Origin of the sequence: Caulobacter sp. Root655, assembly GCF_001427665.1 — a bacterium.
In the GTDB taxonomy this organism is placed as follows: Bacteria; Pseudomonadota; Alphaproteobacteria; order Caulobacterales; family Caulobacteraceae; genus Caulobacter.
In genome coordinates, this window is sequence record NZ_LMHC01000001.1 from 813254 (window position 1) to 837782 (window position 24529).

At 68.7% G+C, this 24529-nt stretch carries 29 protein-coding genes; 16 read left to right on the forward strand and 13 right to left on the reverse strand.

The window, feature by feature from the left end; genetic code table 11:
• Nucleotides 1-24: 24 nt before the first annotated feature.
• From ASD79_RS03775 to ASD79_RS03790, 4 genes are all read right to left on the reverse strand, one after another.
• Nucleotides 25-489: a DoxX family protein gene (locus ASD79_RS03775; protein ID WP_056719678.1), complete on the reverse strand. Its 465-nt coding sequence runs from the start codon at nucleotides 487-489 to the stop codon at nucleotides 25-27.
• Nucleotides 486-1265: a DNA-binding domain-containing protein gene (locus ASD79_RS03780; protein WP_156400345.1), complete on the reverse strand. Its 780-nt coding sequence runs from the start codon at nucleotides 1263-1265 to the stop codon at nucleotides 486-488. The genes ASD79_RS03775 and ASD79_RS03780 overlap by 4 nt, the downstream gene beginning before the upstream one ends.
• A complete protein-coding gene (locus ASD79_RS03785; protein ID WP_056719679.1) occupies nucleotides 1262-2152 on the reverse strand; it encodes a DUF692 domain-containing protein in 891 nt (296 codons plus the stop codon). The genes ASD79_RS03780 and ASD79_RS03785 overlap by 4 nt, the downstream gene beginning before the upstream one ends.
• A gap of 151 nt (nucleotides 2153-2303) precedes the next feature.
• Nucleotides 2304-2591, reverse strand: a complete 288-nt coding sequence (locus ASD79_RS03790) for a DUF2282 domain-containing protein (RefSeq protein WP_056719680.1) — start codon at nucleotides 2589-2591, stop codon at nucleotides 2304-2306.
• A gap of 205 nt (nucleotides 2592-2796) precedes the next feature.
• On the opposite strand from ASD79_RS03790, the gene ASD79_RS03795 reads away from it, so the two are divergent.
• Nucleotides 2797-3339 (forward strand): sigma-70 family RNA polymerase sigma factor, encoded by a 543-nt coding sequence (locus ASD79_RS03795; RefSeq protein ID WP_056719681.1) that lies wholly within the window; start codon nucleotides 2797-2799, stop codon nucleotides 3337-3339.
• Nucleotides 3326-3967, forward strand: coding sequence for an NrsF family protein (locus tag ASD79_RS03800; RefSeq protein WP_056719888.1), 642 nt, complete (start codon nucleotides 3326-3328; stop codon nucleotides 3965-3967). Before ASD79_RS03795 ends, ASD79_RS03800 begins: the two co-directional genes overlap by 14 nt.
• A gap of 41 nt (nucleotides 3968-4008) precedes the next feature.
• Here ASD79_RS03800 and efp read toward each other — a convergent pair whose 3' ends face one another.
• Complete coding sequence (efp, locus tag ASD79_RS03805) at nucleotides 4009-4575, reverse strand: elongation factor P (protein ID WP_007664778.1); 567 nt, start codon at nucleotides 4573-4575, stop codon at nucleotides 4009-4011.
• 111 nt (nucleotides 4576-4686) lie between these two features.
• On the opposite strand from efp, the gene epmA reads away from it, so the two are divergent.
• The gene (gene epmA, locus ASD79_RS03810; RefSeq protein WP_056719682.1) at nucleotides 4687-5751 is read left to right on the forward strand and encodes an EF-P lysine aminoacylase EpmA; all 1065 of its coding nucleotides are present in this window, start codon (nucleotides 4687-4689) and stop codon (nucleotides 5749-5751) included.
• Nucleotides 5752-5808: 57 nt separating this feature from the next.
• Nucleotides 5809-6339 carry a hypothetical protein gene (locus ASD79_RS03815; RefSeq protein ID WP_056719683.1) on the forward strand — a complete coding sequence of 177 codons (531 nt, stop codon included), beginning with the start codon at nucleotides 5809-5811 and terminating at the stop codon, nucleotides 6337-6339.
• Here the strand turns inward: ASD79_RS03815 and ASD79_RS03820 are convergent.
• A complete protein-coding gene (locus tag ASD79_RS03820) occupies nucleotides 6336-7184 on the reverse strand; it encodes a class I SAM-dependent methyltransferase (RefSeq protein WP_056719684.1) in 849 nt (282 codons plus the stop codon). The two genes, ASD79_RS03815 and ASD79_RS03820, sit on opposite strands and share 4 nt — an antisense overlap.
• Nucleotides 7185-7249: 65 nt before the next feature.
• Here ASD79_RS03820 and ASD79_RS03825 point away from each other — a divergent pair, with 65 nt between their 5' ends.
• From ASD79_RS03825 to ASD79_RS03835, 3 genes are all read left to right on the forward strand, one after another.
• Complete coding sequence (locus ASD79_RS03825; protein WP_056719685.1) at nucleotides 7250-7675, forward strand: helix-turn-helix domain-containing protein; 426 nt, start codon at nucleotides 7250-7252, stop codon at nucleotides 7673-7675.
• Between the two features lie 47 nt (nucleotides 7676-7722).
• A complete protein-coding gene (locus ASD79_RS03830) occupies nucleotides 7723-8769 on the forward strand; it encodes a lysine-2,3-aminomutase-like protein (RefSeq protein ID WP_056719686.1) in 1047 nt (348 codons plus the stop codon).
• A gap of 153 nt (nucleotides 8770-8922) precedes the next feature.
• Nucleotides 8923-12099 (forward strand): PD40 domain-containing protein, encoded by a 3177-nt coding sequence (locus ASD79_RS03835; protein ID WP_056719687.1) that lies wholly within the window; start codon nucleotides 8923-8925, stop codon nucleotides 12097-12099.
• 234 nt (nucleotides 12100-12333) lie between these two features.
• Here the strand turns inward: ASD79_RS03835 and ASD79_RS03840 are convergent, their stop codons facing one another.
• The 5 genes from ASD79_RS03840 to gap form a co-directional block, all read right to left on the reverse strand.
• Entirely contained in the window at nucleotides 12334-12942 is a 609-nt protein-coding gene (locus ASD79_RS03840) for a CAP domain-containing protein (protein ID WP_056719688.1), read from the reverse strand.
• A 157-nt stretch (nucleotides 12943-13099) separates the two neighbouring features.
• Nucleotides 13100-14188 carry a class II fructose-bisphosphate aldolase gene (fba, locus tag ASD79_RS03845; protein ID WP_056719889.1) on the reverse strand — a complete coding sequence of 363 codons (1089 nt, stop codon included), beginning with the start codon at nucleotides 14186-14188 and terminating at the stop codon, nucleotides 13100-13102.
• A gap of 211 nt (nucleotides 14189-14399) precedes the next feature.
• Nucleotides 14400-15590, reverse strand: coding sequence for a phosphoglycerate kinase (gene pgk, locus ASD79_RS03850; protein ID WP_056719689.1), 1191 nt, complete (start codon nucleotides 15588-15590; stop codon nucleotides 14400-14402).
• Nucleotides 15591-15625: 35 nt separating this feature from the next.
• Nucleotides 15626-15916 carry a hypothetical protein gene (locus tag ASD79_RS03855; RefSeq protein ID WP_156400347.1) on the reverse strand — a complete coding sequence of 97 codons (291 nt, stop codon included), beginning with the start codon at nucleotides 15914-15916 and terminating at the stop codon, nucleotides 15626-15628.
• A 94-nt stretch (nucleotides 15917-16010) separates the two neighbouring features.
• Nucleotides 16011-17018 carry a type I glyceraldehyde-3-phosphate dehydrogenase gene (gene gap, locus ASD79_RS03860; protein ID WP_056719691.1) on the reverse strand — a complete coding sequence of 336 codons (1008 nt, stop codon included), beginning with the start codon at nucleotides 17016-17018 and terminating at the stop codon, nucleotides 16011-16013.
• Between the two features lie 226 nt (nucleotides 17019-17244).
• Between gap and ASD79_RS03865 the strand changes: the two genes are divergently transcribed.
• A complete protein-coding gene (locus tag ASD79_RS03865) occupies nucleotides 17245-17691 on the forward strand; it encodes a DUF4164 family protein (RefSeq protein ID WP_056719890.1) in 447 nt (148 codons plus the stop codon).
• 3 nt (nucleotides 17692-17694) lie between these two features.
• Nucleotides 17695-18021, forward strand: coding sequence for a cell division protein ZapA (locus ASD79_RS03870; RefSeq protein ID WP_007673567.1), 327 nt, complete (start codon nucleotides 17695-17697; stop codon nucleotides 18019-18021).
• Nucleotides 18022-18050: 29 nt separating this feature from the next.
• Here the strand turns inward: ASD79_RS03870 and ASD79_RS03875 are convergent, their stop codons facing one another.
• Together ASD79_RS03875 and ASD79_RS03880 are read right to left on the reverse strand one after the other, a co-directional pair.
• Nucleotides 18051-18467 carry a hypothetical protein gene (locus ASD79_RS03875; RefSeq protein ID WP_056719692.1) on the reverse strand — a complete coding sequence of 139 codons (417 nt, stop codon included), beginning with the start codon at nucleotides 18465-18467 and terminating at the stop codon, nucleotides 18051-18053.
• 99 nt (nucleotides 18468-18566) lie between these two features.
• The gene (locus ASD79_RS03880) at nucleotides 18567-18845 is read right to left on the reverse strand and encodes a type II toxin-antitoxin system ParD family antitoxin (RefSeq protein ID WP_056719693.1); all 279 of its coding nucleotides are present in this window, start codon (nucleotides 18843-18845) and stop codon (nucleotides 18567-18569) included.
• Between the two features lie 356 nt (nucleotides 18846-19201).
• Here ASD79_RS03880 and ASD79_RS03885 point away from each other — a divergent pair, with 356 nt between their 5' ends.
• The 7 genes from ASD79_RS03885 to ASD79_RS03915 all read left to right on the forward strand — a co-directional run bounded on the left by ASD79_RS03885 (nucleotide 19202) and on the right by ASD79_RS03915 (nucleotide 24523).
• The gene (locus ASD79_RS03885) at nucleotides 19202-19810 is read left to right on the forward strand and encodes a 5-formyltetrahydrofolate cyclo-ligase (RefSeq protein WP_368664854.1); all 609 of its coding nucleotides are present in this window, start codon (nucleotides 19202-19204) and stop codon (nucleotides 19808-19810) included.
• Nucleotides 19811-19816: 6 nt separating this feature from the next.
• Nucleotides 19817-20638 (forward strand): TIGR00282 family metallophosphoesterase, encoded by an 822-nt coding sequence (locus ASD79_RS03890; protein WP_056719694.1) that lies wholly within the window; start codon nucleotides 19817-19819, stop codon nucleotides 20636-20638.
• Between the two features lie 130 nt (nucleotides 20639-20768).
• Entirely contained in the window at nucleotides 20769-21107 is a 339-nt protein-coding gene (locus ASD79_RS03895; RefSeq protein ID WP_056719695.1) for a DUF559 domain-containing protein, read from the forward strand.
• A gap of 139 nt (nucleotides 21108-21246) precedes the next feature.
• Nucleotides 21247-21660: an organic hydroperoxide resistance protein gene (locus ASD79_RS03900; RefSeq protein ID WP_056719696.1), complete on the forward strand. Its 414-nt coding sequence runs from the start codon at nucleotides 21247-21249 to the stop codon at nucleotides 21658-21660.
• Nucleotides 21661-21889: 229 nt separating this feature from the next.
• Nucleotides 21890-22645 (forward strand): YebC/PmpR family DNA-binding transcriptional regulator, encoded by a 756-nt coding sequence (locus ASD79_RS03905; protein WP_056719697.1) that lies wholly within the window; start codon nucleotides 21890-21892, stop codon nucleotides 22643-22645.
• A 235-nt stretch (nucleotides 22646-22880) separates the two neighbouring features.
• Nucleotides 22881-23525 (forward strand): MgtC/SapB family protein, encoded by a 645-nt coding sequence (locus ASD79_RS25390; protein ID WP_304438972.1) that lies wholly within the window; start codon nucleotides 22881-22883, stop codon nucleotides 23523-23525.
• 59 nt (nucleotides 23526-23584) lie between these two features.
• The gene (locus tag ASD79_RS03915; protein ID WP_056719698.1) at nucleotides 23585-24523 is read left to right on the forward strand and encodes a nucleoside hydrolase; all 939 of its coding nucleotides are present in this window, start codon (nucleotides 23585-23587) and stop codon (nucleotides 24521-24523) included.
• Nucleotides 24524-24529 lie beyond the last annotated feature (6 nt).

The window sequence follows — 24529 nt, forward strand, 5'->3', positions numbered from 1 at the left end:
CTCCGGGAGAGGGTCAAAATAGGCTCACTTCACCCCGATCGCCCGATCCAGGCTCCACTTGCCCCCGCCCTTGGCGATCAGCACCAACAGGATCGCAGCCCAGGACAGGTGGGTGTTCCAGGCGTCGGGATAGACGAACACCTCGATCACCAGGGTCATGCCCAGGAACGCCAGGGCGGAGAGCCGGGTGAACAGGCCCAGCACCAGCAGGATCGAGAACAGGTGCTCGCTGTAGGTCGCCAGGTGGGCCGCCAGGTCCGAGGGGATCAGCGGCAGGGCGTATTCCTCGGCGAACAGCGAATAGGTCCCATCGGTGATGTGCAGGACCCCGTCCACCTTGGTGCGGCCCGACAGGAAGAACACCGAGGCGATCCCCAGGCGGGCGACCAGCAGCACCAGGTCGTCGGGCAGGGCCTTGCGCGCGATCCCGGCCAACTGGGCGAAAGGACGGGTCAGCGGGCTGGACGGCGCGAGGACGCTTGTGGTCATGACGGGTCTCCGAGGATCAGGTCGATGAACACGCCGTCGGCGATCAGGGCGGCGAACAGGGCGGCGAGGTCGGCGGCCGGATCGGCGAGGGCGGCGGCGGTGATCGCCTCGCCCAGGCTCGCGCCGTCGCGGGCGGCGGCGAGGAAGGCGTGGCCGGCGGCGTCGAGCAGGCGGCAGGCGACGGTGTCGGCGGGGCGGACGATCAGCACGCCCTGCGGGTCTTGCGTCCACTCCAGGCCGTCGGGGTTCGGTTCGCGCGCGCCCAGCCACAGGCCGGGCAGGCCGCTGTCGAACCAGGCGAAGGCCAGGCTGGGGTGCAGGGTCACGCGGGCACTCGCCAGGGCTTCGGGATCGATGGCGAAGGCCTCGGCGGTCAAGGCCCGCGCGTCCCATGCGAACAGGGCGATGGTCCACAGGCGATCCAGGCCCGCCACGGCCGGCAGGTAGGGGAGGTCGTCGGCCGGTGGGAAACCCGCCAGCCAGTCGGGGAAGGCCGCGCCATAGGCCAGCAGGGCGGCGCTGGCCGGCGGATGCTCGCGCGCGAACAGGGCGGCGGCGGCCTCGAACCACTCGGCGCCGACCAGGCTGGCGACGGTGGGGAAGTTGGCGGCCAGGGCGTCGACGCAGCCCTTGGCGATGGTGTTGCGATAGACGGCCAGGCCGGTCTCGCCGGCTTCCGGGCTGGGCAGCCAGGCGGCGATGGGGGCGGGGGTTCGCTCGGCCAGGGCGGCGGCGAAGGCGTCCTGAAAGGTTCCCAACTCACTCACGGTCGTCATCCCCCGACTTGTTCGGGGGACCCAAGCGGGGTCGGCTTGGACTGGGGACAGGCGCATGCGCCCGTCCCCGTCAGCATCCCATGCGCCCGATCCCGCTCGGCCATCAGCACCTCGAAGGCCGGGATGTCGTCGTCGCGCTCGATCAGGGTCGGACGCGGGCCGATCCGCTGGATCAGGCGGTGGTAGAGCGCCCAGACCGGTTCGGCCACCGGCGCGCCGTGGGTGTCGATCAGCAGGGCCGAGCCGCTTCGCGCCTCATTGGCATCGACGCCGTGGCCGGCCAGGTGGATCTCGCCGATCGCCTCGGTCGGCAGGGCGTCGAGATAGGCTTCCGCCGCGTAGCCCAGGTTGCTGGCGCTGATGAAGACGTTGTTGACGTCGACCAGCAGGCCGCAGCCGGCGCGGCGGGTCAGTTCGACGAGGAAGTCGGTCTCGTCGAGGTCGTGGCCGGTCAGCGGCAGGTACAGCGACGGGTTCTCGACCAGGATGGCCCGGCCCAGGGCGTCCTGGGTCCGGCCGATGTTGGCGGCGATGCGGTTCAGGGCGGCGCGGGTGCGGGGAAAGGGCAGCAGGTCGGGCTGGTGGACGCCGCGATGGGTGCTCCAGGCCAGGTGCTCGGAGACCACGAAGGGCTCGAACCGGTCGACCAGGGTCTTCAGGGCCGCCAGATGGGCGGGGTCGGGATCGGCGTCGGCGGCCAGCGACAGGCCCACCCCGTGCAGCGACAGCGGCCGCTTCTCGCGAATGGCGGTCAGCCAGCGCAGACGCGGCCCGCCGGCGGCCATGTAGTTCTCGGGATGGACCTCGAACCACAGCCCGTCGGCCGTGGCGGCGAACGCCTCGGCGTAATGCTGCGATTTCAGGCCGAGGCCGGCGGTGGGGGGCATGGGGGTGTCTTCAGCAACAGAAGTTGTCATCCCGGGCGAAGCGCAGCGTAGACCCGGGACCCAGGGGCGAGCGGCAAGGCGGCGCGGCCGCCCCTGGGTCCCGGACAGCGCTACGCGCTTCCGGGATGACAACGTGAGAGCGAGGTTCGGCCTAAGCCTTCGGGGTCAGCGAGCCCGTGCCGTTCGGGGTCTTGAGGGTGACGCAGGTACCCTTGGCGACCTTCTTCCAGGCGTCGCCCTGGTAGTCGACCTTCGAGGTGCCCGCGCAGCTGGTGCCGGCTCCGGCCTTGCAGTCGTTCTGGCCGGCCTTGGCGACGCCGTAGCATTTTTCGGTCTCGGCCTTGGCGGGCTTCATGTCGTCGCGGGCCATGGCGGCGCCGGCGCTCAGGGCGAACACGGCGGCGAGGGCGAGGGCGGGAGCGTTCACGTTGCGGCTCATGGGGACGTTTCCTTCGTCTGTGGCTTGACCGGCCCGGCGCCGGTCGTCGGCCCGTTCTGCGTGGTCATCAGCAGGTACGGACGCGGCGAAACGAAGGTTACATCGCCCGGCGAACAAAATTCTCGGGCCGTTTCGCGGGCCGCCATTTCCGCCTCGGGCGACGCCGTGTAACCATCCGGCCGTCTCGCGCGAACAAGGGGGAGGCGTGACGGAAACCGAAGCCCGCCTCAAGGCGCTGATGCTGCTGGGCCTGGACGGCGACGCTCCGGCCTATCGGTTGTTGCTGTCGCTGCTGGGCGGCCGTCTGCGCGCCTATTTCGAGCGCCGCATGCGCGACGCCCCCGGCGACGTGGAGGACCTGGTGCAGGAGACCCTGATGGCGGTGCATACGCGGCGCGCGACCTATGATCGCGCCCAGCCGTTCACCCCCTGGGCCTTCGCCCTGGCGCGCTACAAGCTGATCGACCACTGGCGCCGTCGCAAGGTCCGCGTGACCGTGCCGATCGACGACTATGTGGAGGTGCTGGCCGCCTACGCCCCCGAGCCCGGCTCGGCCATGGACCTGGAGCGCGCCCTGGACACCCTGCCCCAACGCCAGCGCGACCTGGTGCGCGGCGTCAAGATCGAAGGCCTCAGCCTGGCCCAGGCCGGCGCGCGGGCCGGCGTCTCGGAAGGCGCGGCCAAGGTCGCCCTGCATCGGGCCCTGAAGGCCCTCGGCGAAAGGATGCGTGGTCGTGCGGACGGATGATCTGATCGACCGACTGGCGACCGACCCGCGCCCCATCCCCGGGGGCGCGGTGCAGCGCCGCTTCCTCGGCGTCGCCGTGGCCGGGGCCCTGGCGGCCCTGGTGCTGGTGCTGACCTGGCTGCACGCCCGCCACGACCTGGCCGAGGCGATGACCGGCCGGATGTTCTGGATGAAGGCCACCTACACCGCGCTGCTGGCCCTGGCCGGCTTCTGGGCGCTGGAGCGCCTGGCCCGGCCGAACGGCGCGCCTCGGCGGGCCCTGATCTTCGGGGCGGCGGTGTTGGTGGTGTTCGTCGTCGCCGGCCTGACCCAGGGCCTGCTCAGCACGTCCGAGCAGCGGATGGTCATGCTGCGCGGCCATTCGTGGTCGGTCTGCGCCGCCAATATCCTGGCCTTGTCGCTGCCGGGCCTGGCGGCGACGCTGCTGGTGCTGCGCCGCATGGCCCCGACCCGCCCGGTCCTGACCGGCTTCGCGGCCGGGGCCTTCGCCGGCGGGGTGGCGGCCACGATCTACGGCCTGCACTGCGCCGAGAGCACCATGGTGTTCGTGGGGGTCTGGTACACGCTCGGCGTGCTGGGCGTCGGGGCGCTGGGGGCGGTGGTGGGAAGGTGGGCGCTGCGGTGGTGACTGGATTGGGGACAGGCGCAAGCGCCTGTCCCCAGCCAAGCTTAGTCCTTGGCCCGTTCCTGGTACGAACCGTCTTCCGTCAGGATAATCACCCGGGTGCCGGCGGCGATGTAAGGCGGCACCATGGTGCGCACGCCGTTGCTGAGGATCGCCGGCTTGTACGACGACGACGCCGTCTGGCCCTTCACCGAGGGTTCGGTCTCGACGATTTCCAGGGTCACGGTGCGCGGCAGTTCCAGCGCGATCGGCAGGTCGTTATGGGTCGACAGCTGCACGACCATGCCTTCCTGCAGATAGGCGCCCAGGTCGCCGATCACCTCGGGGGTGGCCACCAGCTGGTCGTAGCTTTCCGGGTTCATGAAGTGGTAGCCCTCGCCGTCCTGGTACAGGAAGGTGTGGTCGCGCTGGTCGACGAAGGCGCGCTCGACCGTCTCGGTCGTGCGGTAGCGTTCCGACACCTTCACGCCGTCCGAGATGCGGCGCATGTTCAGCTGGGTGACGGGCGTGCCCTTGCCCGGGTGGATGTTTTCGACGTTGAGGACCACGTAGAGCTTGCCGTCCATATCGACGACGAAACCCTTCCGGAGCGAGCTGGCGGCGACTTTCACGTATTCTGTCCTTGGTCCCGCGGCGGCCCGGGGCCGCGCGATTTGCGTTGGATATCGCCCTCCTATAGCGATCCGCACCAAGATAACCACCCCCGTCCCAGGGACTTTCCCGTGCAAGCAGCCTCTCCGTCGCCCTGGTGGCGACCCGAAAGCCACGCCGACCGGCGGCCGTTCCTGCTGGCCCGCAACCGGATCAAGGCCGCGTTCCGGACCTGGTTCGAGGGGCAGGACTTCCTGGAGGTCGAGACCGCCGCCCTGCAGGTCTCGCCCGGCAACGAGGCCCACCTGCACGCCTTCGCCACCCAGGCGCTGACGATCTCGGGCGAGGCCGCGCCGCTCTATCTGCACACCTCGCCGGAATTCTCCTGCAAGAAGCTGCTGGCGGCGGGCGAGCGACGGATCTTCGATTTCGGCAAGGTCTGGCGCAACCGCGAGCGCGGGGCGCTGCACCATCCGGAGTTCACCATGCTGGAATGGTACCGGGTCGACGCGCCCTACCAGACCCTGATGGACGACTGCGCGGCGCTGCTGGCCCTGGCGGCCGAGACGGCGGGAACCCGCGAGTTCCGCTTCCGGGGCCGCTCGTGCGATCCGTTCGCGCTGCCTGAGCGAGTGACGGTGACAGAGGGATTCGAACGGTACGCGGGCGTGGACCTGATGGCCTCGATCGCGGCGGACGGTTCGGTGGACCGTGACGTCCTGGCCGCCGCCGCGAAGGTCGCCGGCATCCGCGTCGCCGACGACGATACCTGGGCCGACGTATTCAGCCGGGTGATCGTCGAGAAGGTCGAGCCGAACCTCGGCATTGGTCGGGCGGTGATCCTCTGCGAATATCCGGTCGCCGAGGCGGCCCTGGCGCGGCCCAAGCCCGGCGATCCGCGCGTCGCCGAACGGTTCGAGCTCTATGCCTGCGGGGTCGAGCTGGCCAACGCCTTTGGCGAACTCACCGACGCCGGCGAGCAGCGCCGCCGCTTCGAGGCCGAGATGGACGAGAAGGCGCGGGTCCATGGCGAACGCTACCCGCTGGACGAGGACTTCCTGGCGGCGCTGGAGATCATGCCCAACGCCTCGGGCTCGGCGCTGGGCTTCGACCGGCTGGTGATGCTGGCGGCGGGGGCCAGCCGGGTGGACCAGGTGATGTGGACGCCGGTGGCCGAGACGCCCGATGTCGGCTAGCTAGGGTCCGCGAGTGGGGGAGTAGGCATGACGCGGCGAGGTGTTCTGGGATCGGTCATGGCCTTGTTCGGGGCACGGGCGCCCGCACGGGCGGCCGAGCCGAACGACTTTCCACCCGTGCCCAAATGGCGACCCAGCTTTGGTCAGCCGCTGGACCAGATCGTGGAACGGCTGCGTTACTACACCGACCAGAAGCGTGACTTCGCGGTGTTCGCCAACGGTACCTGCGCCGTATTGGAACCGGGGCTGGACGATTCAGCAGCCAAGGCAGCGGCGCTCGAGATCATACTGAAGGTTTTCAACGCTCATCCGGACCTGACGCCGATGCGCATGGACGATGGCAACATGTTGGTCCGCTACAGCCAGCCGGAGCTGGTCAGCGTAGTGCTGACCGAGATCGTGCGGGCGCATCAGGACGAAATCGAGCGGCGCCATCAGGATGGGCTGGCGCGCGCCGAGGTGCTGTTCACCCCTCTCGGCCAAAACGTTTTCGACGAGACGGGCAAGGCGGCGCTTTATGGTCGGGCCCTGATGTTTATGGACGCTCAAGCGCCCCAGGTTGTCCGGATCGAGCGCCGATCGGTCTAGACACGCCCCCGCACCAGCCAGCAGGCGGCGGTAAACCGCGCCACGCCGTCGGCCAAGAAGGGCTCGAAGCCCCGCTGCACGGCGGCGATCACCGCGCGGCGGCGATCCGCCTCCAGGCCCGGCAGCACCAGGCTCACCGGCCCCATGCGGGTCAGGTAGGTTTCCAGGTCGTCCGCCGACAGCGCGCAGGCGACGTCAAGCGGCTGGAGGGTCACGTCCCGCCACCCGGCCGCCGACAGCACCCCGCCGACGTGGTCGGGATTGGCGAAGGCGAACTGGCCGGGCGCGTTCGGGGCGCGCGGCGGCTGTTCGGGCAGCAGCGGGGCGGCCGCCCGTTCCGCCGTGGTCATGAACGGGTTCTCCTCGATCCCACGCCAGACGATGCAGGCCAGGCCCGCGTCTGGATGCGCGGCGCGCCGCAGGTTGGCGAAGGCCGCGACCGGGTCGTCGAAGAACATCACCCCGAACCGCGAGATCACCATGTCGAACGTCGCGGGCTGGAAATCGCGCCGTTGAGCGTCGGCGACGACGAAGTCGGTGTTCGGGACGCCCATGTCGGCCGCGCGCCGTCGCGCCAGTTCGATCAGCGGCGCGGACAGATCGACCCCTGTGCAGCGGCTTTCCCGGCCGAGGCCTCGCGCCACGGCGAAGGTCGTCGCGCCGGCGCCGCAGCCCACGTCGAGCACCTCGCGCGCGCCCTCTTGCCGGGCTGCGTCGAGCAGCGTCCGTTCGAAAGGTTCGAACAGGCGATCGAGCATCGCGTTCTGCTCGACCCAGTTCTGGCCGGCCTGGCCGTTCCAAAGCTCGGCCTGGGCCTGGTTGGCCTCGATTTTCGACTGCGTCACACGATCCTCCTTGCTTTCAACGTGGGCTACGGACGAGGCTACGACTTCAAGCCGACTTGAGGTCAATGGTGAAACTTCTCGACATCGCGGAGGTGGCGCACAGTACCGGAATGGCCGCCTCCCGGCTGCGTTTCTACGAAGAAAAGGGTTTGATCGGTTCGATCGGCCGACGGGGGCTGAAGCGGCTCTTCGAGGCTAGTGTGCTCGAGCGCCTGTCGCTGATCGCCCTGGCCCAGACGGCGGGGTTCTCGCTCGACGAGATCGCCGGCATGTTCGACCAGACGGGGCGGCCGCGCCTGGACCGCGTCCAGCTCTCGGCCAAGGCCGACGACCTGGACCAGACGATCCGCCGCCTGGGCGCGCTACGCGATGGCCTGCGCCACGCCGCCGCCTGTCCCGCGCCCAGCCACATGGAGTGCCCGACCTTCCGGAGACTGCTGAAGGGCGCGGTCGAAAGCCGGCGCCGGAGGTGGGTCGAGGATCTCGGCTAGGCCGCCGCATTGCTCCGGGCGTCCTAATCCGCCATATCCCGCGCCTCATGACCGTCGCCCGCACCCTCCGCAGCGCCACCGCCCTGGCCCAGGCCGGCCTGATCGCTCCCGAGCGGCTGCCGGCCCTGGAGCGAGTGGCGGCGCGCTATGCGGTGGCGATCACCCCGGAGATGGCCGAACTGATCGACCCGGCCAACGCCGACGACCCGATCGCCCGCCAGTTCCTGCCGCACGAGGCCGAACTGACCCAGACCGCCGCCGAGACCGGCGATCCGATCGGTGACCTGACCCACAGCCCGGTCGAGGGCGTGGTCCACCGCTATCCCGACCGCGTGCTGCTCAAGCCCACCCACACCTGCGCGGTCTATTGCCGGTTCTGCTTCCGCCGCGAGATGGTCGGGCCCGAGGGGCTGGCCAACCTGAGCCCGGCTCAGCTGGACGCCGCCTTCGCCTATGTCGCCTCGCATCCCGAGATCTGGGAGGTGATCGTCACCGGCGGCGACCCGCTGGTGCTGTCGCCGCGCCGGCTGCGCGATATCGCCGAGCGCCTGGCGGCCATCGACCACGTCAAGGTCGTGCGCTTCCACACCCGCGTGCCGGTTGTCGATCCGGGCGCGGTGACCGGCGAGATGGTCGCGGCGCTGAAGGTCCCGGGCAAGGCGGTCTATGTCGCCCTGCACGCCAACCACGCCCGCGAACTGACCCCGGCGGCCCGGACGGCCTGCGCGCGGATCATCGACGCCGGGATTCCGATGCTCAGCCAGACGGTGCTGCTGCGCGGCGTCAACGACGATCCCGACACGCTGGGCGGCCTGATGCGTGCCTTCGTCGAGACCCGCATCCGTCCCTACTATCTGCACCATGGCGACCATGCGCCCGGTACCGGCCACCTGCGAACCACGGTGGACGAAGGCCGGGCCCTGATGCGCGCCATCCGCGGCCGGTTCTCGGGCCTGTGCCAGCCGACCTACGTGCTCGACATCCCCGACGGCCACGGCAAGGTGCCGATCGGTCCGGACTACCTGGCGACGGCCGGCGAGGTCGAGGACCCCAACGGCGGGGCCCACGCCTATCCGCCGGCGGGCGCCAACTAGATCAACCTCGCCGCGTCTTTCGTCGAGGTTGTATTAAGCTTTGCTTTTCGCATTGCGATCTCTAGTTTCCGGATTTGGGGCGAGCCGACCGATGACGACCAGCGCGATGCGTGTCGATCCGCGTCGCGCCCGCGGTGAAGCGTCGGGGGATTCATGACAACGATCGTGGGCGGCACGGGCAATGACGTGCTGGTCGGAACCAATGAGGCCACGCTGGTGGCGCTGTTGGCGTTGCCGGGGATCGGCTTCAACGAGATGAATCCGCAATGGTCGCCCGACGGCACGAAGCTCTATTTCCAGACCGGCGCCATCGGCCTGATCCCTGAAGACCCGAACTACGGCACCGATGTCTACGTGCTGGATATGGTGACGGGCGTCCTGAGCCTCGCCACCACGGGCGTGAGCGCGAACTACAGCGTCGACCAGGGCAGCAGCAGCCCGTCCCTTTCGGCCGACGGCTCCAAACTGCTGTTCCTGAGCGCGGACGACAATGGCGGCCCGATTCATGGCGCGGTCGGACCGCTCTACATCAAGGACCTTGTCGCGGGCACGGTGACCGCCATCGATCTCGGCGCGTACACCAACTCCTCGGACTTCACGGTGGAAGACGCCAGGTTCTCGCCGGACGGCTCCAGGATCATCTTCACGGCGTCGGATATTTCCCGCCACCAGACGGTCCACATCAAGGACCTGGTCACGGGCGAGGTCACGCTGGTGGCGGACGGGGCCTTCACGGCGTCGTTCTCGCCTGATGGCGCCAAGGTTGTCTTCGCCAGCTGGTCCGACTTCGGTTCGGGCTATAACGGCCACGCCCAGATCTACATCCAGGACCTGGACACCGGCGTTATCACCCAGGTTTCGACCAGCGCGGCGGGAAGCACGGGCGACAGGGAGACCCGCAACCCGGTGTTCTCGCCGGACGGCACGAAGCTGCTGTTCGAAAGCGACGCCGGCAACCTGGTCGCGGGCGACACCAACGGGCGCTCGGACATCTTCCTGAAGGACCTGGTCACCGGCGAGGTGACGCGCGTCTCGACCAGCGCCACGGGTGCGCAGGCCAACGGCTACTATACTTCGGAAGCGACGTTCTCGTCGGACGGGACCAAGGTGATGTTCCGCACGAACTCAACCAACCTGGTCGTCGACGATCCCAGTCAAGTGGCCGACTACTTCATCAAGGACCTTGCCAGCGGCGCGATTACGAGGGTGACGGGCCAAGCGGTGAACGGCGTCGGCGGTGGCGGGGCCTCCTGGGCCATCCTTTCGCCCAACGATACGCATCTGGCCTTCATGACCCTCTCGCCGACCTGGATCGACACGATCTACCTCAAGGGTCTAAACGGCGGTCAAGACCTGATCACCGGCGGCGAAGGCCACGACCGGATTGAGGGTCTCAGCGGCGACGACGACCTCTGGGGCGAGGACGGCAACGACGTCCTCCTGGGCGACGACAACCTCTTCTCCACCCCGGACGGTAACGACACGCTGCATGGCGGCGACGGCAACGACGCCCTGATCGGCGGACGTGGGAACGACATCCTCGATGGCGGGGCGGGGGATGACATCCTGCTGACCAGCATGGCGGCGGGAGCGTTGAGCCCGACTGGCGTGGCGTCGACGGGCCCCTACGCCAATATCGACGGCGGCGACGATCAGTTGGACGGCGGAACCGGAAACGACCTGGCCATCATCCTCTACAACGACCGCACCGCGTCGCTCGTCTTCGACAACAGCAACGCCGCCGCGGTGAACACCATCTGGGTCGGTGGCGTGGCGAGCGGCTCGGTGACCAATGTCGAGCGGTTCAATCTCCACGCCGGCCAGGGCGCCGATACGATCACCCTGGGGGTCGGCAACGACGTCCTGTGGGGGTTGGGCGGCGCGGACGTGCTCGACGGTGGGGCGGGGGCGGACCTCGCCGTCTATGACGATAAGACCCAGTCGGTGACGGTGACCCTGGACGGTGCGAACAACGCGACCGTCTTCGTGGGCGGCGTCGCCGAGGACACGCTGCGCAACGTCGAAGGTGTGGTGGGCGGCCTGGGGGCGGACCGCCTGACCGGCGACGGCCTGGCCAATGTCTTGAGCGGCGCGGAGGGCGACGACGTCCTGGCCGGGCGCGGCGGCGGGGACCTGATCAACGGCGAGGAAGGCGTGGACACCGCCGTCTACGACGAAAAGACCCTGTCGGTGGCGGTGACCCTGAACGGCGCGAACAACGTGACCTTGTTCGTCGGCGGCGTCGCCGAGGACACCCTGCGCAATGTCGAGAACGTCGTCGGCGGCCAAGCGGCCGACGGCCTGACCGGCGATGGCCAGAACAACATCCTCGACGGCGGGGCCGGCGCGGACGTGCTGAGCGGGGCGGCGGGCGCGGACATCCTGATCGGCGGGACCGGCGACGACCTGCTGGACGGCGGCGCGGACATCGACACCGCGTCCTACGCCTCGGCGGGCGCCGGCGTGACGGTGAACCTGGGCCTGTCGGGCGCCCAGAACACAGGCGAGGGCCTGGACACCCTGACCTCGGTCGAGGTGGTCGAGGGTTCGGCCTGGGATGACGCCTTGACCGGCGACAACGCCGAGAACGGCCTGATCGGCGGCGAGGGCCAGGACTGGCTACAGAGCCTGAACGGCGCGGACGTGCTGTCGGGCGGCGACGGCCACGACAGCGTCTGGGGCGGGGCCGGCGACGACGTGCTCGACGGCGGCATGGGTGACGACACGATCGACGGCGACGCCGGGATCGACACGGCGTCCTATGTCACCGCCCTGTCCGGGGTCACCGTCGATCTGAGGATCATCGAGGACCAGAACACCCGCGGCGCCGGGACCGACACCCTGGTCTCGATCGAGAACCTGGTCGGGTCGGCCTTCGACGACATCCTGACCGGGACCCTGGGCGCCAATCGCATCGACGGCGGCGACGGCGACGACGTGATCCTGGGACGGGGTGGCGACGTGTTCTCGCTCGAGGGGCTTGGCGACGTGTTCTCCGGCGGCGCTGGCGCGGACACCTTCGTCTTTACCTACCGGAATGGGCCGCGGGACCGGATCACCGACTTCGTCGATTCGACGATGACGGGCGCGGGCGGGCCCCACGACGTGATCGACCTGTCGGCCATAGACTCCAACACCCTGCTGGCGGGAGACCAGGGGTTCCATCTGAACGGCCAGACCGGCCACGCCGGCGACGTGCTGATCTATTACGACGCCGCGATGAACAGGACGAGGATCCATTGTTACATCAACGACGACGCGGGGGCGGACGTCACGATCGAACTGGACGGCTATCACGTGGGCATGACCGCCACCGACTTCATCTTCTAGAGCGTGTTTGCTTCAGATTGAATCGTGCTTCTCAAATCTCCGTTTCCCCGACGAAGGTCGGGGCCCAGGTGAAACCCACGAGCCGCTCAGGATGAATCTGGGTCCCGGCCTTCGCCGGGAAAACGGCGTTTGGGGCGGGCGCTTCAATGTAAGCCAAACGCGCTCTAGCCGAAGACTCCGCGCCGAACGGCGAGGCGCGCCCATCCGCCCGTGGAAAAACCGGGGTTCGCGGGCTCACTTCTCCGCCGAGCGCTGCACGATCGCGCCGGCGAAATCGATGACGCACATGGCTCCATAGGCCCCGTGCGGGCCGCAGGCGACGCCCGCCGACCGGTAGCCCTGGGTGAAGATGTTGCGGCGGTGGCCCCGACCCGCGACCCCGCTGTCGACGATCAACTGGCGGACGATGGCGCGCGGTTCGTCATAGCCGTAGGAGATGTTCTCGGCCGAAATCCCCGCCCAGACCCCGTGGTTGCGAAGGCGTTGACCCAGCGACCCCGCCGCCCCGTGGCCGACACCGCCGCGACGCGCCTGGGTCGCGGCATGTTCGCGCGCCGCCGCCGCGATACGGGTGTCGCGCGCCAGCGGCGCCAGCGCCGGTTGCCGCTCGAGGAAGTCGATGGCCTCGTCGACGGCGTCGGGATCCTCGTTGGTGAAGCCGGAATAGTCGTCGGAGCCCGACGAACGCATCTGATGACGCAGTTCGCGGGCATATTCGGCGGGATGGGCCCTAGCGTAGTTGAGCTCGCTGAGCACCGCGTCGTCGAGGCCGCCGGCGAACGCCGCCGGCGCGGAAACAAGCGTCGCCACGAGGACGGCGGCGCGAAGGAAGAAAGCTGGCACTGGAAACTCTCGGATGTCTCTTGCGCCCCCGGAGGTGATCTAGCTTGGGAATCGTGACCGTGCGACCCCGCTGTTTGTCGCGGGGCGGATTGACCAATGAAAAGGCCTCCCAGGTCGCCCTGGGAGGCCTCGTCATTTCAGCGAAAGCCGTTAGCCTTTAGGCCGCCGCCGCCTTCTTGGCCGCGCCGAACTTGGCGTGCAGTTCGCCGGCGGTGTAGCGCTTGGCCATGGTCGCGGTGGACAGCGCCTTGACCTTGTCGGCGTGGCCGGCCGAGCCGAACTCGACGAACCGGGCCTGGCAGACCTTGCGCATGGCTTCCTTGGCGGGCTTGAGATAGGCGCGCGGGTCGAACTCGTGCGGGTGCTCGGCCAGGATCTTGCGGATCGCGCCGGTGATGGCCAGGCGGTTGTCGGTGTCGACATTGACCTTGCGCACGCCGTGCTTGATGCCGCGCTGGATCTCCTCGATCGGCACGCCCCAGGTCTGGGGAATGGCGCCGCCGTACTGGTTGATGATGTCCTGCAGGTCCTGGGGGACCGAGCTGGAGCCGTGCATCACCAGGTGGGTGTTGGGCAGGCGCTGGTGGATCTCCTCGATCACGTGCATGGCCAGGACGTCGCCGTCCGGCTTGCGCGTGAACTTGTAGGCCCCGTGGCTGGTGCCCATGGCGATAGCCAGGGCGTCGACGCCGGTCCGCTGCACGAAATCGACCGCTTGGTCGGGGTCGGTCAGCAGTTCGTCGTGGCTGAGCACGCCCTCGAAGCCGTGGCCGTCCTCGGCCTCGCCCATGCCGCTCTCAAGCGACCCCAGCACGCCAAGCTCGCCCTCGACCGACACGCCGCAGGCGTGGGCCATCTCGACCACCTTGCGGGTGACCTCGACATTGTATTCGTAGGTGGCGGGGGTCTTGGCGTCCTCCATCAGCGAGCCGTCCATCATCACCGAGGTGAAGCCGTACTGGATCGCCGTGGCGCAGGTGGCCGGGCCGTTGCCGTGGTCCTGGTGCATGCACACCGGGATGTCGGGATAGATCTCGGCCAGGGCGTCGATCATCCGGGCCAGCATGATGTCGTTGGCGTAGTTCCGCGCCCCGCGCGAGGCCTGGATGATGACCGGGGAGTTGACGGCTTCCGCCGCCTCCATGATCGCCAGGCCCTGTTCCATGTTGTTGATGTTGAAGGCGGGCAGCGCATAGTCATGCTCCGCCGCATGATCCAGCAACTGTCTTAGCGTGATCCTCGCCACGTGATGGTTCTCCTGCAAGCGTGAAGTGTTGGGGTGGTTTCTTGTTCTTGGGGCTTTGACGCTTTTGCGTTCTTTGCCCGGGTCATCAAAATCCGCTCATCCCGGCGACCGCCGGGACCCAGGTGAAACCCCACGGACCGCTCCAGATGAATCTGGGTCCCGGCATTGGCCGGGATGAGCGGAACGTGGGAGCCTGGAAGTTGGTTTCCTCCTAAACCTCGAGGGCCGCGACGCCTGGAAGCGTCTTGCCCTCCATCCATTCCAGGAACGCGCCACCGGCGGTCGAGACGAACGTGAAGTCCGCCGAGACACCGGCATGGTTCAGGGCCGCCACGGTATCACCACCGCCCGCGACCGCGACGATCTTACCCGCTTTCGCGAGTTTGGCGGCGTGTTTTGCCGCCGAAACGGTCGCTTCGTCGAAAGGTGGCACCTCAAAGACACCCAGAGGGCCGTTCCAGATCAGGGTGTTGCTGGCGTCCATGGCCTCGATCAGGCGCTGGGCGCTTTTGGGGCCGGCGTCGAGGATCAGGTCGTCGGCCTGGACGTCGGCCAGGTCGCGGGTCTGCGCGTCGACGCCCGGGGCGACCTTCTTGGCCGTCACCACGTCGATCGGCAGCAGTAGTTCGCAACCCGACTTCTCCGCCGTGGCGATGATCTGGCGGGCGGTGTCGGCCAGGTCCTTCTCGCAGAGGCTGCCGCCGACGTCGTGGCCCTGGGCGAACAGGAAGGTGTTGGCCATGCCGCCGCCGATCGCCAGGCGGTCCAGCTTGGCGACCAGGTTGTTGAGCAGGTCCAGCTTGGTCGAGACCTTGGAGCCGCCGACGATGCCCAGCACGGGCTTCTTGGGGTTGCCCAGGGCGGCGTCCAGGGCGTCGAGTTCGCGCTGCATGGCCAGACCCGGATAGGACGGCAGGGCGCGGGCCAGGGCTTCGGTCGAGGCGTGGGCGCGGTGGGCGGCGCTGAAGGCGTCATTGACATAGAGGTCGCCGTTGGCGGCCAGGGCGGCGGCGAAGTCGGCGTCGTTGTTCTCTTCGCCGGCGTGGAAGCGGACGTTCTCCAGCAGCGCCACGCCGCCGTCCTCCAGGCCGTCGATCACCGCCTTGGCGGCCGGCCCGACGCAGTCGGCGGCGAAGGCCACCGGCTGTTCCAGCAGCTTGGCCAGCGGTTCGGCGACGAAAGCCAGGCTCATCTCCGGCACGACCTTGCCCTTGGGCCGGTCGAAGTGGGCCAGCAGGATGACCTTGGCGCCTTTCAGTGACAGGTAGTGGATGGTCGGCAGGGCGGCGCGCAGCCGGGTGTCGTCGGTAATCTTGCCGCCGTCGACGGGCACGTTGAAGTCCACCCGGACCAGGGCGCGCTTGCCGGCGAGATCGGCGGTGTCGAGGGTGCGGAAGGGCATGGGTCTGATCTCGGTCTGCGGGCGAAAGGTTCGGGCTAGCGGCTAGCCCAGGCGAAGAGGCCAAGCAACGCCAGAGCGAGCGTCACATGGGCCAGGCTGTGGGTTCTTCGTCGCAGCGCGACGAAGACGGTGCGCCCCAGCAGGATGAGCCAGGCGCCGGCCAGGGCCAGCAACATGATCCCGACCGTCAGGCTCCAGATCGTCGGTGCGGCGTCGGTCGGCCGAAGGCAAACTTCACATCCCTGCTCGTGGGCGATGAAGGCGACGATCTTGAATAGCCCCTGGCCGCCCGCCCAGCCAGCCGGCCAGGCAGCGAGAGCAAGCACCAGAGGCGCTAGCCAGGACTTTGGGGGTGTTTGGGTCAGGGTGTCGGTCATCAAGAAAAACCCCCGTCCTTGGGAGGACGGGGGCTCTGACTTTTTACAGGAACTTCGCCATCACCAGGGCCGTGTCGGCCATGCGGGTCGCGAAGCCCCATTCGTTGTCGTACCAGCTGAGCACGCGGACCAGTTTGCCCTCGATGACCTGGGTCTGGGGCAGGGCGGCCGTCGAGCTGGCGGCGATGTGGTTGAGGTCGCTCGAGACCAGCGGCTCGGTGGTGGTGAACAGCACGCCGTTCATCTCGCCGTCGGCGGCGGCCTTCAGGGCGTTGTTGACTTCCTCGACCGTGGTGTCGCGCGACGGCACGACCTTCAGGTCGATGACCGAGACGTTCGGGGTCGGCACGCGGATCGAGCTGCCGTCCAGCTTGCCCTTCAGGGCCGGCAGCACCAGGCCCAGGGCCTTGGCGGCGCCGGTCGAGGTGGGGATCATGGAGAGGGCCGCGGCGCGGGCGCGGTAGAGGTCCTTGTGCATGGTGTCCAGCGTCGGCTGGTCGCCGGTGTAGCTGTGGATCGTGGTCATGTAGCCACGCTCGATGCCGACCAGGTCGTTCAGCACCTTGGCCACCGGGGCCAGGGCGTTGGTGGTGCACGAGCCGTTGGAGACGACGATGTCCTCGGCGGTCAGGGTCTCGTGGTTGACCTTGTAGACGATGGTCTTGTCGGCGCCGTCGGCCGGGGCCGAGACCAGCACGCGCTTGGCGCCGGCCATCAGGTGCAGGGCGGCCTTGTCGCGGGCGGTGAAGATGCCCGTGCATTCGAACGCGATGTCGACGTTCAGCTCGCGGTGCGGCAGCTCTTCGGGGTTACGGATCGCCGTGACCTTGATCTTGCCCATGCCGACGTCGATCCAGTCCTCGCCGGACGTGACCGTGCCCGGGAAGCGGCCGTGGACGCTGTCGTAGCGCAGCAGGTGGGCGTTGGTCTCGACCGGGCCCAGGTCGTTGATGGCGACGACCTCGATGTCGCGGCGCGCGTGCTCGGCGATGGAACGCAGGACGAGACGTCCGATCCGGCCGAAGCCGTTGATGGCGACGCGAAGAGCCATGAGGTCTTTCTCCTAACGAGCGTCCGGCCGAGGCGACCGGCGTTACCTTGATTTTGCAGCGCGTTTTGCGGTGCGGGGCGGGGAAGTCAACCCCAAGAAACCTTCGCCGGGCCTCACATCCGATGACCTATTGTTATGAACGCTGTTTCATCGCCCAATTGTCGCCATCGCGGGTGGCGAAGCGGACGGTGATCTATATGTTGCGCCGCATGACAGGACGATGCCGATGACCCCGGGCGAAGGTAACGCCCTCGAACTCGCCGCGCGCCGCCTGGAGCGCGCCGTGGCCCAGTTGGAGCAGAAGCTGGCCGCCGAACGCGCGGCGCGGCCCGTCGAGGCGCCGGCCACCGCCGCGCCCGTCGGCCTGTTCGACGCCGAGGCCGACGCCAAGGCCCAGAAGCTGGCCGCCGACCTCGACGCCGCCCGCGCCCGCGAGAAGGCGCTGGAGGAGGCCGGCGAGCAGGCCTCCGAAGCCCTGGGCCGCGCCATCGCCGAGATCCGCGCCGCCCTGGGCGACGAGACCCTGATCACCGAAGGCGTCCATGACGACGAGGAAGAGGGGGACGACGAGGAAGAGGGGTTCGAGGACGACCTGGTCGACGACGACGAAACCGCCGACCAGAGCGAAGACCTGTTCGGCGAGCACCTCGACCGTCCGGAAAGGGAGGGCTGAGCCATGGCGCAACTGACCATCCAGGTGAACGGCCGCCCCTACACCGTCGGCTGCGAGGACGGGCAGGAAGCCCATCTGCTGGAAATCGCCCGCCTGTTCGACCGCCAGGTGCGCCAGGTCAGCCAGGACGTCGGCCAACTGGGCGAGACCCGGCTGTTCCTGATGGGCGCTCTGCTGCTGGCCGACGAGCTGTCGGACCTCAAGCTGCGCCTGGCCCACGCCCAGTCCGAACTGGCCCGCCTGCAGACCGAGCAGACCCGCGTCGAGATCCGGGCCATAAAGGCCCTGGACGCGGCGTCCGAGAAGATCGAGGCGCTGGCACAGGGGTAGTGTCCCGCTCGCTCGGCGGGCGCCGTCCGTCAACGGGCGGGCGGTGAGAGAATCTCGAATACAGGCGCCAGCAGGTAGTCGCCCAAGAAAAGTATGGCGAACAGTCCGATGGTGACGACGAGGCCCAGCGCCTTCCAGATCGGTGCGCCGTCGTCGGTCGGTTCGTCCTTCACCTCGACCAGTCGGGACAGAAGGATCGCCGCCATCAGGGTGAGCCAGATCGGCAACAAGGTCTGCTGGGCCCAGAAGGCCTGGTCCGGGGTGATGTAGAACACGCCTCTGACGGCCTTCTCGTAGATCACTTGCCCGGTTGCGGGATTGGGTGAAGCGGGGCTGCTGAAGCGCAGCCAGTCGGCGTAGGCGAAAGCGACGAACCAGCTCGTCACGCTCAGGAAGGCGACCGAGGTGAGAAAGTGGCGCAGCGCGCGTTTGACTTCGATCCTCACGGTGCGTTCCTGGCGTTCATGAGACGGCCGGCGATGTGGCCATAAAGTTCGAACAGGTCGTCTCGCGCCTCGGGCGCGAAGATGACCTCGCGGATCACCCTAGCCCTGCTTGAGGCGGTCGGCGTGATGGGCGCGGATGGAGTCGAACACCGCCTTGGCGGCGAGTCCACGATCAGGATCGGCCTGCATCGCGTCGTAGATAGGCGCGACATCCTCTCGGAGCCACCGCTCGACGGCGGCGTCCCTCTCTTGAAGGGCGCGAACGCCGGCGCGCACGACCTCGCTGGCCGAGGCGTAGCTGCCGGACGCCACCAACCGGTCGATGTAGCTCGACTGTTCGGCGGGCAGACTGACGGTGCGCTTGCTGACGACGGGCATGAGAGGCCTCCGTGCCCAATTTAGCATGCGGTGTGACACCTGCATACCATCTAGCCCCTGCGACGAATGCGCGAGGCCCTATCGCTCTCCCCCGTGACGCCCTATATTGCTCGGTGGCGGGTCAGCTGTGGCCCTCGTCGAAGATTTCTATTCCCAGGGACCTTAATCTCTCTATCGGGATCTGTTCCCTCCCGTGGCCGTGGCTGCGGGAACACGGAGCCCACCTGTAACAAACAGGTTCGAGCGGATTGAAACGTCTTCACGGTTCTTCACGGCGCCGCCACCTTATCTCCCACCTTGCGATATCGGCTTGTCATCCCGGGTCTTCGCTTCGCCGCGCGCGCGATGACGGCTAAATGACGCTCATGACCATCGCCGACCCCGTCGCCGCCAAGGCCGCCCTTCGGATGTTCGTGCGCGACCGCCGCAAGCAGCTGGCCCTGGAACATCCCGACGCCGGCCGGCGGGTGGTGGAGGTGGCGCGCGCGCCGCTGAGCGCCCGCTTCCCCCACCCGGTGGGCCAAGTGGCGGCGCTCTATCTCGGGCGGGGCTCGGAGATCGACACCCATCCGCTCACGGACTGGCTGGTCGGGCAGGGCTGGACCCTGGCCCTGCCCAGCGTCGAAGGTGATGACGGCCACATGGTGTTTCGCCGCTGGGCGCCCGGCCAGCCGCTGGCCCGCGACGAGATCGGCCTGAGCGCGCCCGACCTGTCCAGCCCCGCCGTGGAACCGGACCTGGTGGTCGTGCCGCTGCTGGCCTTCGATCGCGAGGGCCGGCGGCTGGGCCAGGGCGGCGGCTATTACGACCGGGCGCTGGAGGCCTTGCGGAGCCGGCGCGCGGTGTTCGCCCTGGGCCTGGCCTATGCCGGCCAGGAGACCCACGGCCTGCCCGTCGAGGACCATGATCAACGATTGGACGCCATTCTGACGGAAAGCGAGTATATCGCCGTCCAAAAGGACTGATCTCCCATGCGCTTTGCCTTCTTCGGGGATGTCGTCGGCAAGTCGGGCCGCGACGGCCTGGCCGACCATCTGCCCGCCCTGCGTCGCCAGCTCGGGCTCGAGTTCGTGATCATCAACGCCGAGAACGCCGCCGCCGGTTTCGGGATCACCGAGAACACCGCCCGCGAGTTGTTCGAGGCCGGGGCCGACTGCCTGACCCTGGGCAACCACAGCTGGGACCAGCGCGAGGCCCTGACCTACATCGTCCGCGAGCCGCGGCTGATCCGCCCCGCCAACTACCCGATCCTGTCGGACGCGCCGGGCAAGGGCAGCCACCTGTTCCAGACGCAGGCCGGCCGGACGATCATGGTCATCAACCTGCTGGGCCGGGTGCACATGGACGCCATGGACGACCCGTTCGCCGCCGCCGACCGCGAGCTGGACAAGGCCCCGCTGGGCCAGGTGGCCGACGCGGTGGTGGTCGACATGCACTGCGAGGCCACCTCCGAGAAGATGGCCATGGGCCACTATTGCGACGGCCGCGCCTCGCTGGTGGTGGGCACCCACACCCACGTGCCGACCGCCGACGCCCAGATCCTGCCCGGCGGCACCGCCTACCAGACCGACGCCGGGGCCTGCGCCGACTATGACAGCGTGATCGGCAACCAGAAGGAAGAGCCCCTGCGGCGCTTCACCACCAAGATCAGCGGCGGCCGCTACACCCCGGCCAGCGGCCCGGCCACGGTCTGCGGCGTGTTCGTCGAGACCGACGACCGCACGGGCCTGGCGGTCCGCGTCGAGCCGATCCGGGTGGGCGGGCGGCTGAAGGAGACGGTGCCGACGGTCTGAAACCCTCTCCCGGAGGGGAGAGGGAGGGACCCGCCGCGCAGCGGTGGGAGGGTGAGGGGTGACGCCGCCGAAAAGCGAAACCCCGGTTACTTCGCTTGCATCGTTCCTGGTTTGATCCGGTCATCGCACGATGAACCCGATCCCCAACGCCCGTCGTCTGCGCCGCCACCAAACCCTGGCCGAAGAAAAGCTCTGGGCCATCGTTCGCGGCCGCCGTCTTGATGACTTCAAATTCCGCCGCCAAGTCCCGATCGACCGCTACTTCGCCGACTTCGTCTGCCCTGACGCCCACCTGATCGTCGAGCTGGACGGCCCGATGCATGAGGATCGCGCCGAGCATGACGCCACACGGACAGAGGTGCTCGAGCGTTGCGGCTACCGCGTGCTGCGCTTCGATAACGAGGTCGTGCTGGCCGATCCCGGTGGCGTGGCCGAGGTGATCGGCGCGGCGCTCCGGCTGAGGGCGTGACCCCTCACCCTCCCATGCTGCGCATGGGCCCCTCCCTCTCCCCTCCGGGAGAGGGTTTCAAGCGCGCGGCTCCGCTTGCGCCCGTCACGCCTTCGGTTTCAAGTTCGCACCGCGACCTCAACCCCGAAGGAGCACTCCCATGACCGACGCCATCTACACCGCGCACGCCCACGCCGTCGGCGGCCGACAAGGCACGGCCAAGACCGACGATGGTCACCTCGACGTCAAGCTGGGCTACCCCAAGTCGATGGGCGGCAACGGCGAGGGGACCAATCCCGAGCAGCTGTTCGCGGCCGGCTACGCGGCCTGTTTCCTGGGCGCGCTGGGCCTGGTGGCCCGCAATCAGGGCGTCAAGCTGGGCGAGCACAGCCTCGACAGCGAGGTGGACCTGATCAAGGACGACGTCAGCTTCCACGTCGGCGCCCGCCTGACCCTCAACGCCCCGGACCTCGACCGCGAGACGGCGGAGAAGCTGCTGATCGCCGCCCACCAGGTGTGCCCCTATTCCCGGGCCACGCGGGGCAATATCGAGGTGGTGCTGAAGGTGGCGTGACCAAGGTCCTCCCCCGTGGGGGAGGTGTCGGCGAAGCCGACGGTGGGGGGAGGGATGGGCGGTCGACCGCATGCACGACCGATCATCCCTAAAGCTCCCCCCACCGGCCTTCGGCCGCCTCCCCCACGGGGGGAGGACCGCTTCCGCGCAAGCCGGGTGACAAAACCCCGCTCCAGACGGTAGAAGCGCGCCCTACCTTTCCATTTCCAGATCAGAGAAGAGCCTCCGAATGGCCGGCCACTCGAAATTCAAGAACATCATGCACCGCAAGGGCCGCGCCGACGCCGCGCGCTCCAAGCTGTTCTCCAAGCTGTCGCGGGAAATCACCGTGGCGGCCAAGGGCGGCCTGCCCGACCCCAACATGAACCCGCGCCTGCGCCTGGCCGTCAACAACGCCAAGGCCGAAAGCCTGCCCAAGGACGTCATCGACCGGGCGATCAAGAAGTCGCAGATGGGCGACGCGGCCAATTATGACGAGATCCGCTACGAAGGCGTCGCGGCCGGCGGCGTCGGCATCATCGTCGAGGTGCTGACCGACAACCGCAACCGCGCCGCCGCCAATGTCCGCTCCTACTTCACCAAGCTGGGCGGCAACATGGGCGCCACCAACTCGGTGGCCTTCAACTATGACCGCGTCGGCCAGGTCAGCTATCCGGCCAAGGCGGCCAGCGAAGACGACATGATGGAAGCCGCCATCGAGGCCGGCGCCGACGACGTGGTCTCCGACATGGACGAAGAGGGCGAAGGCCACATCGTCTACACCGCCTTCGAGAGCCTCAACGAGGTGTCGGCCGCCCTGGAAGCCAGGTTCGGCCCGGCCGCCAACACCAAGATCGCCTGGCGCCCGAAGATGCAGGTTCCGGTCACCGGCGAGGCCGTGGCCACCCTGATGAAACTGCTCGACGCTCTCAACGACGACGACGACGTGCAGGCGGTCTATTCGAACGAAGAGATCAGCGACGAGGACGTCGCGAAGCTGGGGTGATCTCCGATTTCAAATACAGAAAGGCTGTCATCCCGGACGAGCGCGCAGCGCGAAGATCCGGGACCGATGCGTGAACGCCGGCGCTTCCGGCGGTCCCGGGTCCGCGCCGCGCTCCGCCCGGGATGACAGCCGTCTGGGGGCGGACGGCCGGAGAGGGATCGCGGCCGGCCTTCGCCCGTTACCTCCACCATGGACGCGCCCCTGCAACTCATCCTCCCCGTCCTCGGCCGCCCTGGTGGCCGGCGGCGCCATCGGGTTCGAGCGGGAGTATCGGGCCCGGCCGGCCGGCCTGCGCACTCACATGCTGGTCGCCCTGGCCTCGGCGCTGCTGATGCTGGGCGCCGTCCACCAGATCCATTGGCTGGAAGGCGCGCCGCAGGCGGTGGTGCGCATCGACCCGGTCCGTATGGCCCACGGCATCCTGACCGGGGTCGGCTTTCTGTGCGGCGGGGTGATCTTTCAGCAGGGCGCCTCGGTGCACGGCCTGACCACGGCCGCTTCGTTGTGGACGACCTCGGCGATCGGCACGCTGTTCGGGGTCGGCCTCTACGAACTGGCGATCGGCGGCACGGTGCTGTCGCTGTTGATCCTGACCCTCGCCCGCTGGCTGGATCTCCATATGCCGCAGAGGAACTTCGCCGAGATCACCGTGCGGTCGCGCCGCGACGTGGTGATCGACGAGCCGGAGCTCCGGCTGCTGCTGGACACCTTCGGCCTGGAGGGCAAACGGTTGAACCAGCGCCTGGTCGAGGGGGGAGCGGTGTTCGAACTGGCCGGACCGTTCTCGTGCCGGGGCGACTTGAACCTGGAAGCCCTGGCGGAGGCCCTGCGGGCCGACCGCCGGGTGGTGGAGTTCGACATCCTGCCGCGCAAGGACTGAGGGCTGTCCGCGCTTCACGCCATCTTCTCCCCGTCACGCCAAGCGCCTACAATCCCCCCATGCCGTTGCGCCTGCATATCGACACCGACTGTGGCGTGGACGACGCCCTGGCCCTGGCCATGCTGGCGCGTTCGCCGGACGCGGTGGAGATCGCGTCGGTCTCGGCGGTGTTCGGCAACACCTATGTCGACCAGGCCGCCGCCAACGCCCGGGGCGTGCTGCGGCTGGCCGGCTGCGGGGCCGAGGTCTATATCGGGGCCGGCGCGGGCCTGGCCCGGCGGCGGGTCGAACGGATGCGGCCGGCCCACGGCGTCGACGGCCTGAACGGCGCCGGCTTCTCGCAGCGCTGGAAGCTGCCGGAACTGGATCACGGCCACGGCGTCAGCCTGCTGGCCTATTGCGCGCGCCGCAAGCTGACCGGCCTGTTCCTGGGGCCGTTGACCAACCTCGCCCAGGGCCTGCTGGAGGACCCCGGCGCCTTCCGCGGTTGGCGGCCGACGGTGATGGCCGGGGCCTTCGCGGTGAAGGGCATGGCGGCCGGCGGGGCCGATTTCAACAGCTGGAGCGACGCCGAGGCCCTGGCCCGGGTGCTGGGGGCCGGGGTCATGCCGCGCCTGGTGCCGCTGGACGTCACCTCGCGGGTGACCCTGACGCTCGAGGCCATGGCGGCCGGGGCGACCGCCTGCGGCACGCCGCTGTCGGCGCGGCTGAACCGGGCGATCGGCCCCTATGCGGCCTTCCACCGCCAGGCCTGGGGGATCGAGGGTTGCCACCCGCACGACGTGGTGGCCGCCGTCAGCCTGATCGCGCCGGAGCTCTACACGTTCGAGCCCGCCCGCCTGCGGGTCAATATCGACGGCGCGGCGATGGGCCGGCTGCAGCGGGTGGACGGCGAGCCCAACGCCGAGGTCTGCGTCGCCGTGCAGGCGCCGGCCGTCGAGGCCCTGATCCTGGAACGGCTGTTCTGCGCCGCCGAGGTCGCCCGCCGTCAGGCCTGAAGGCGC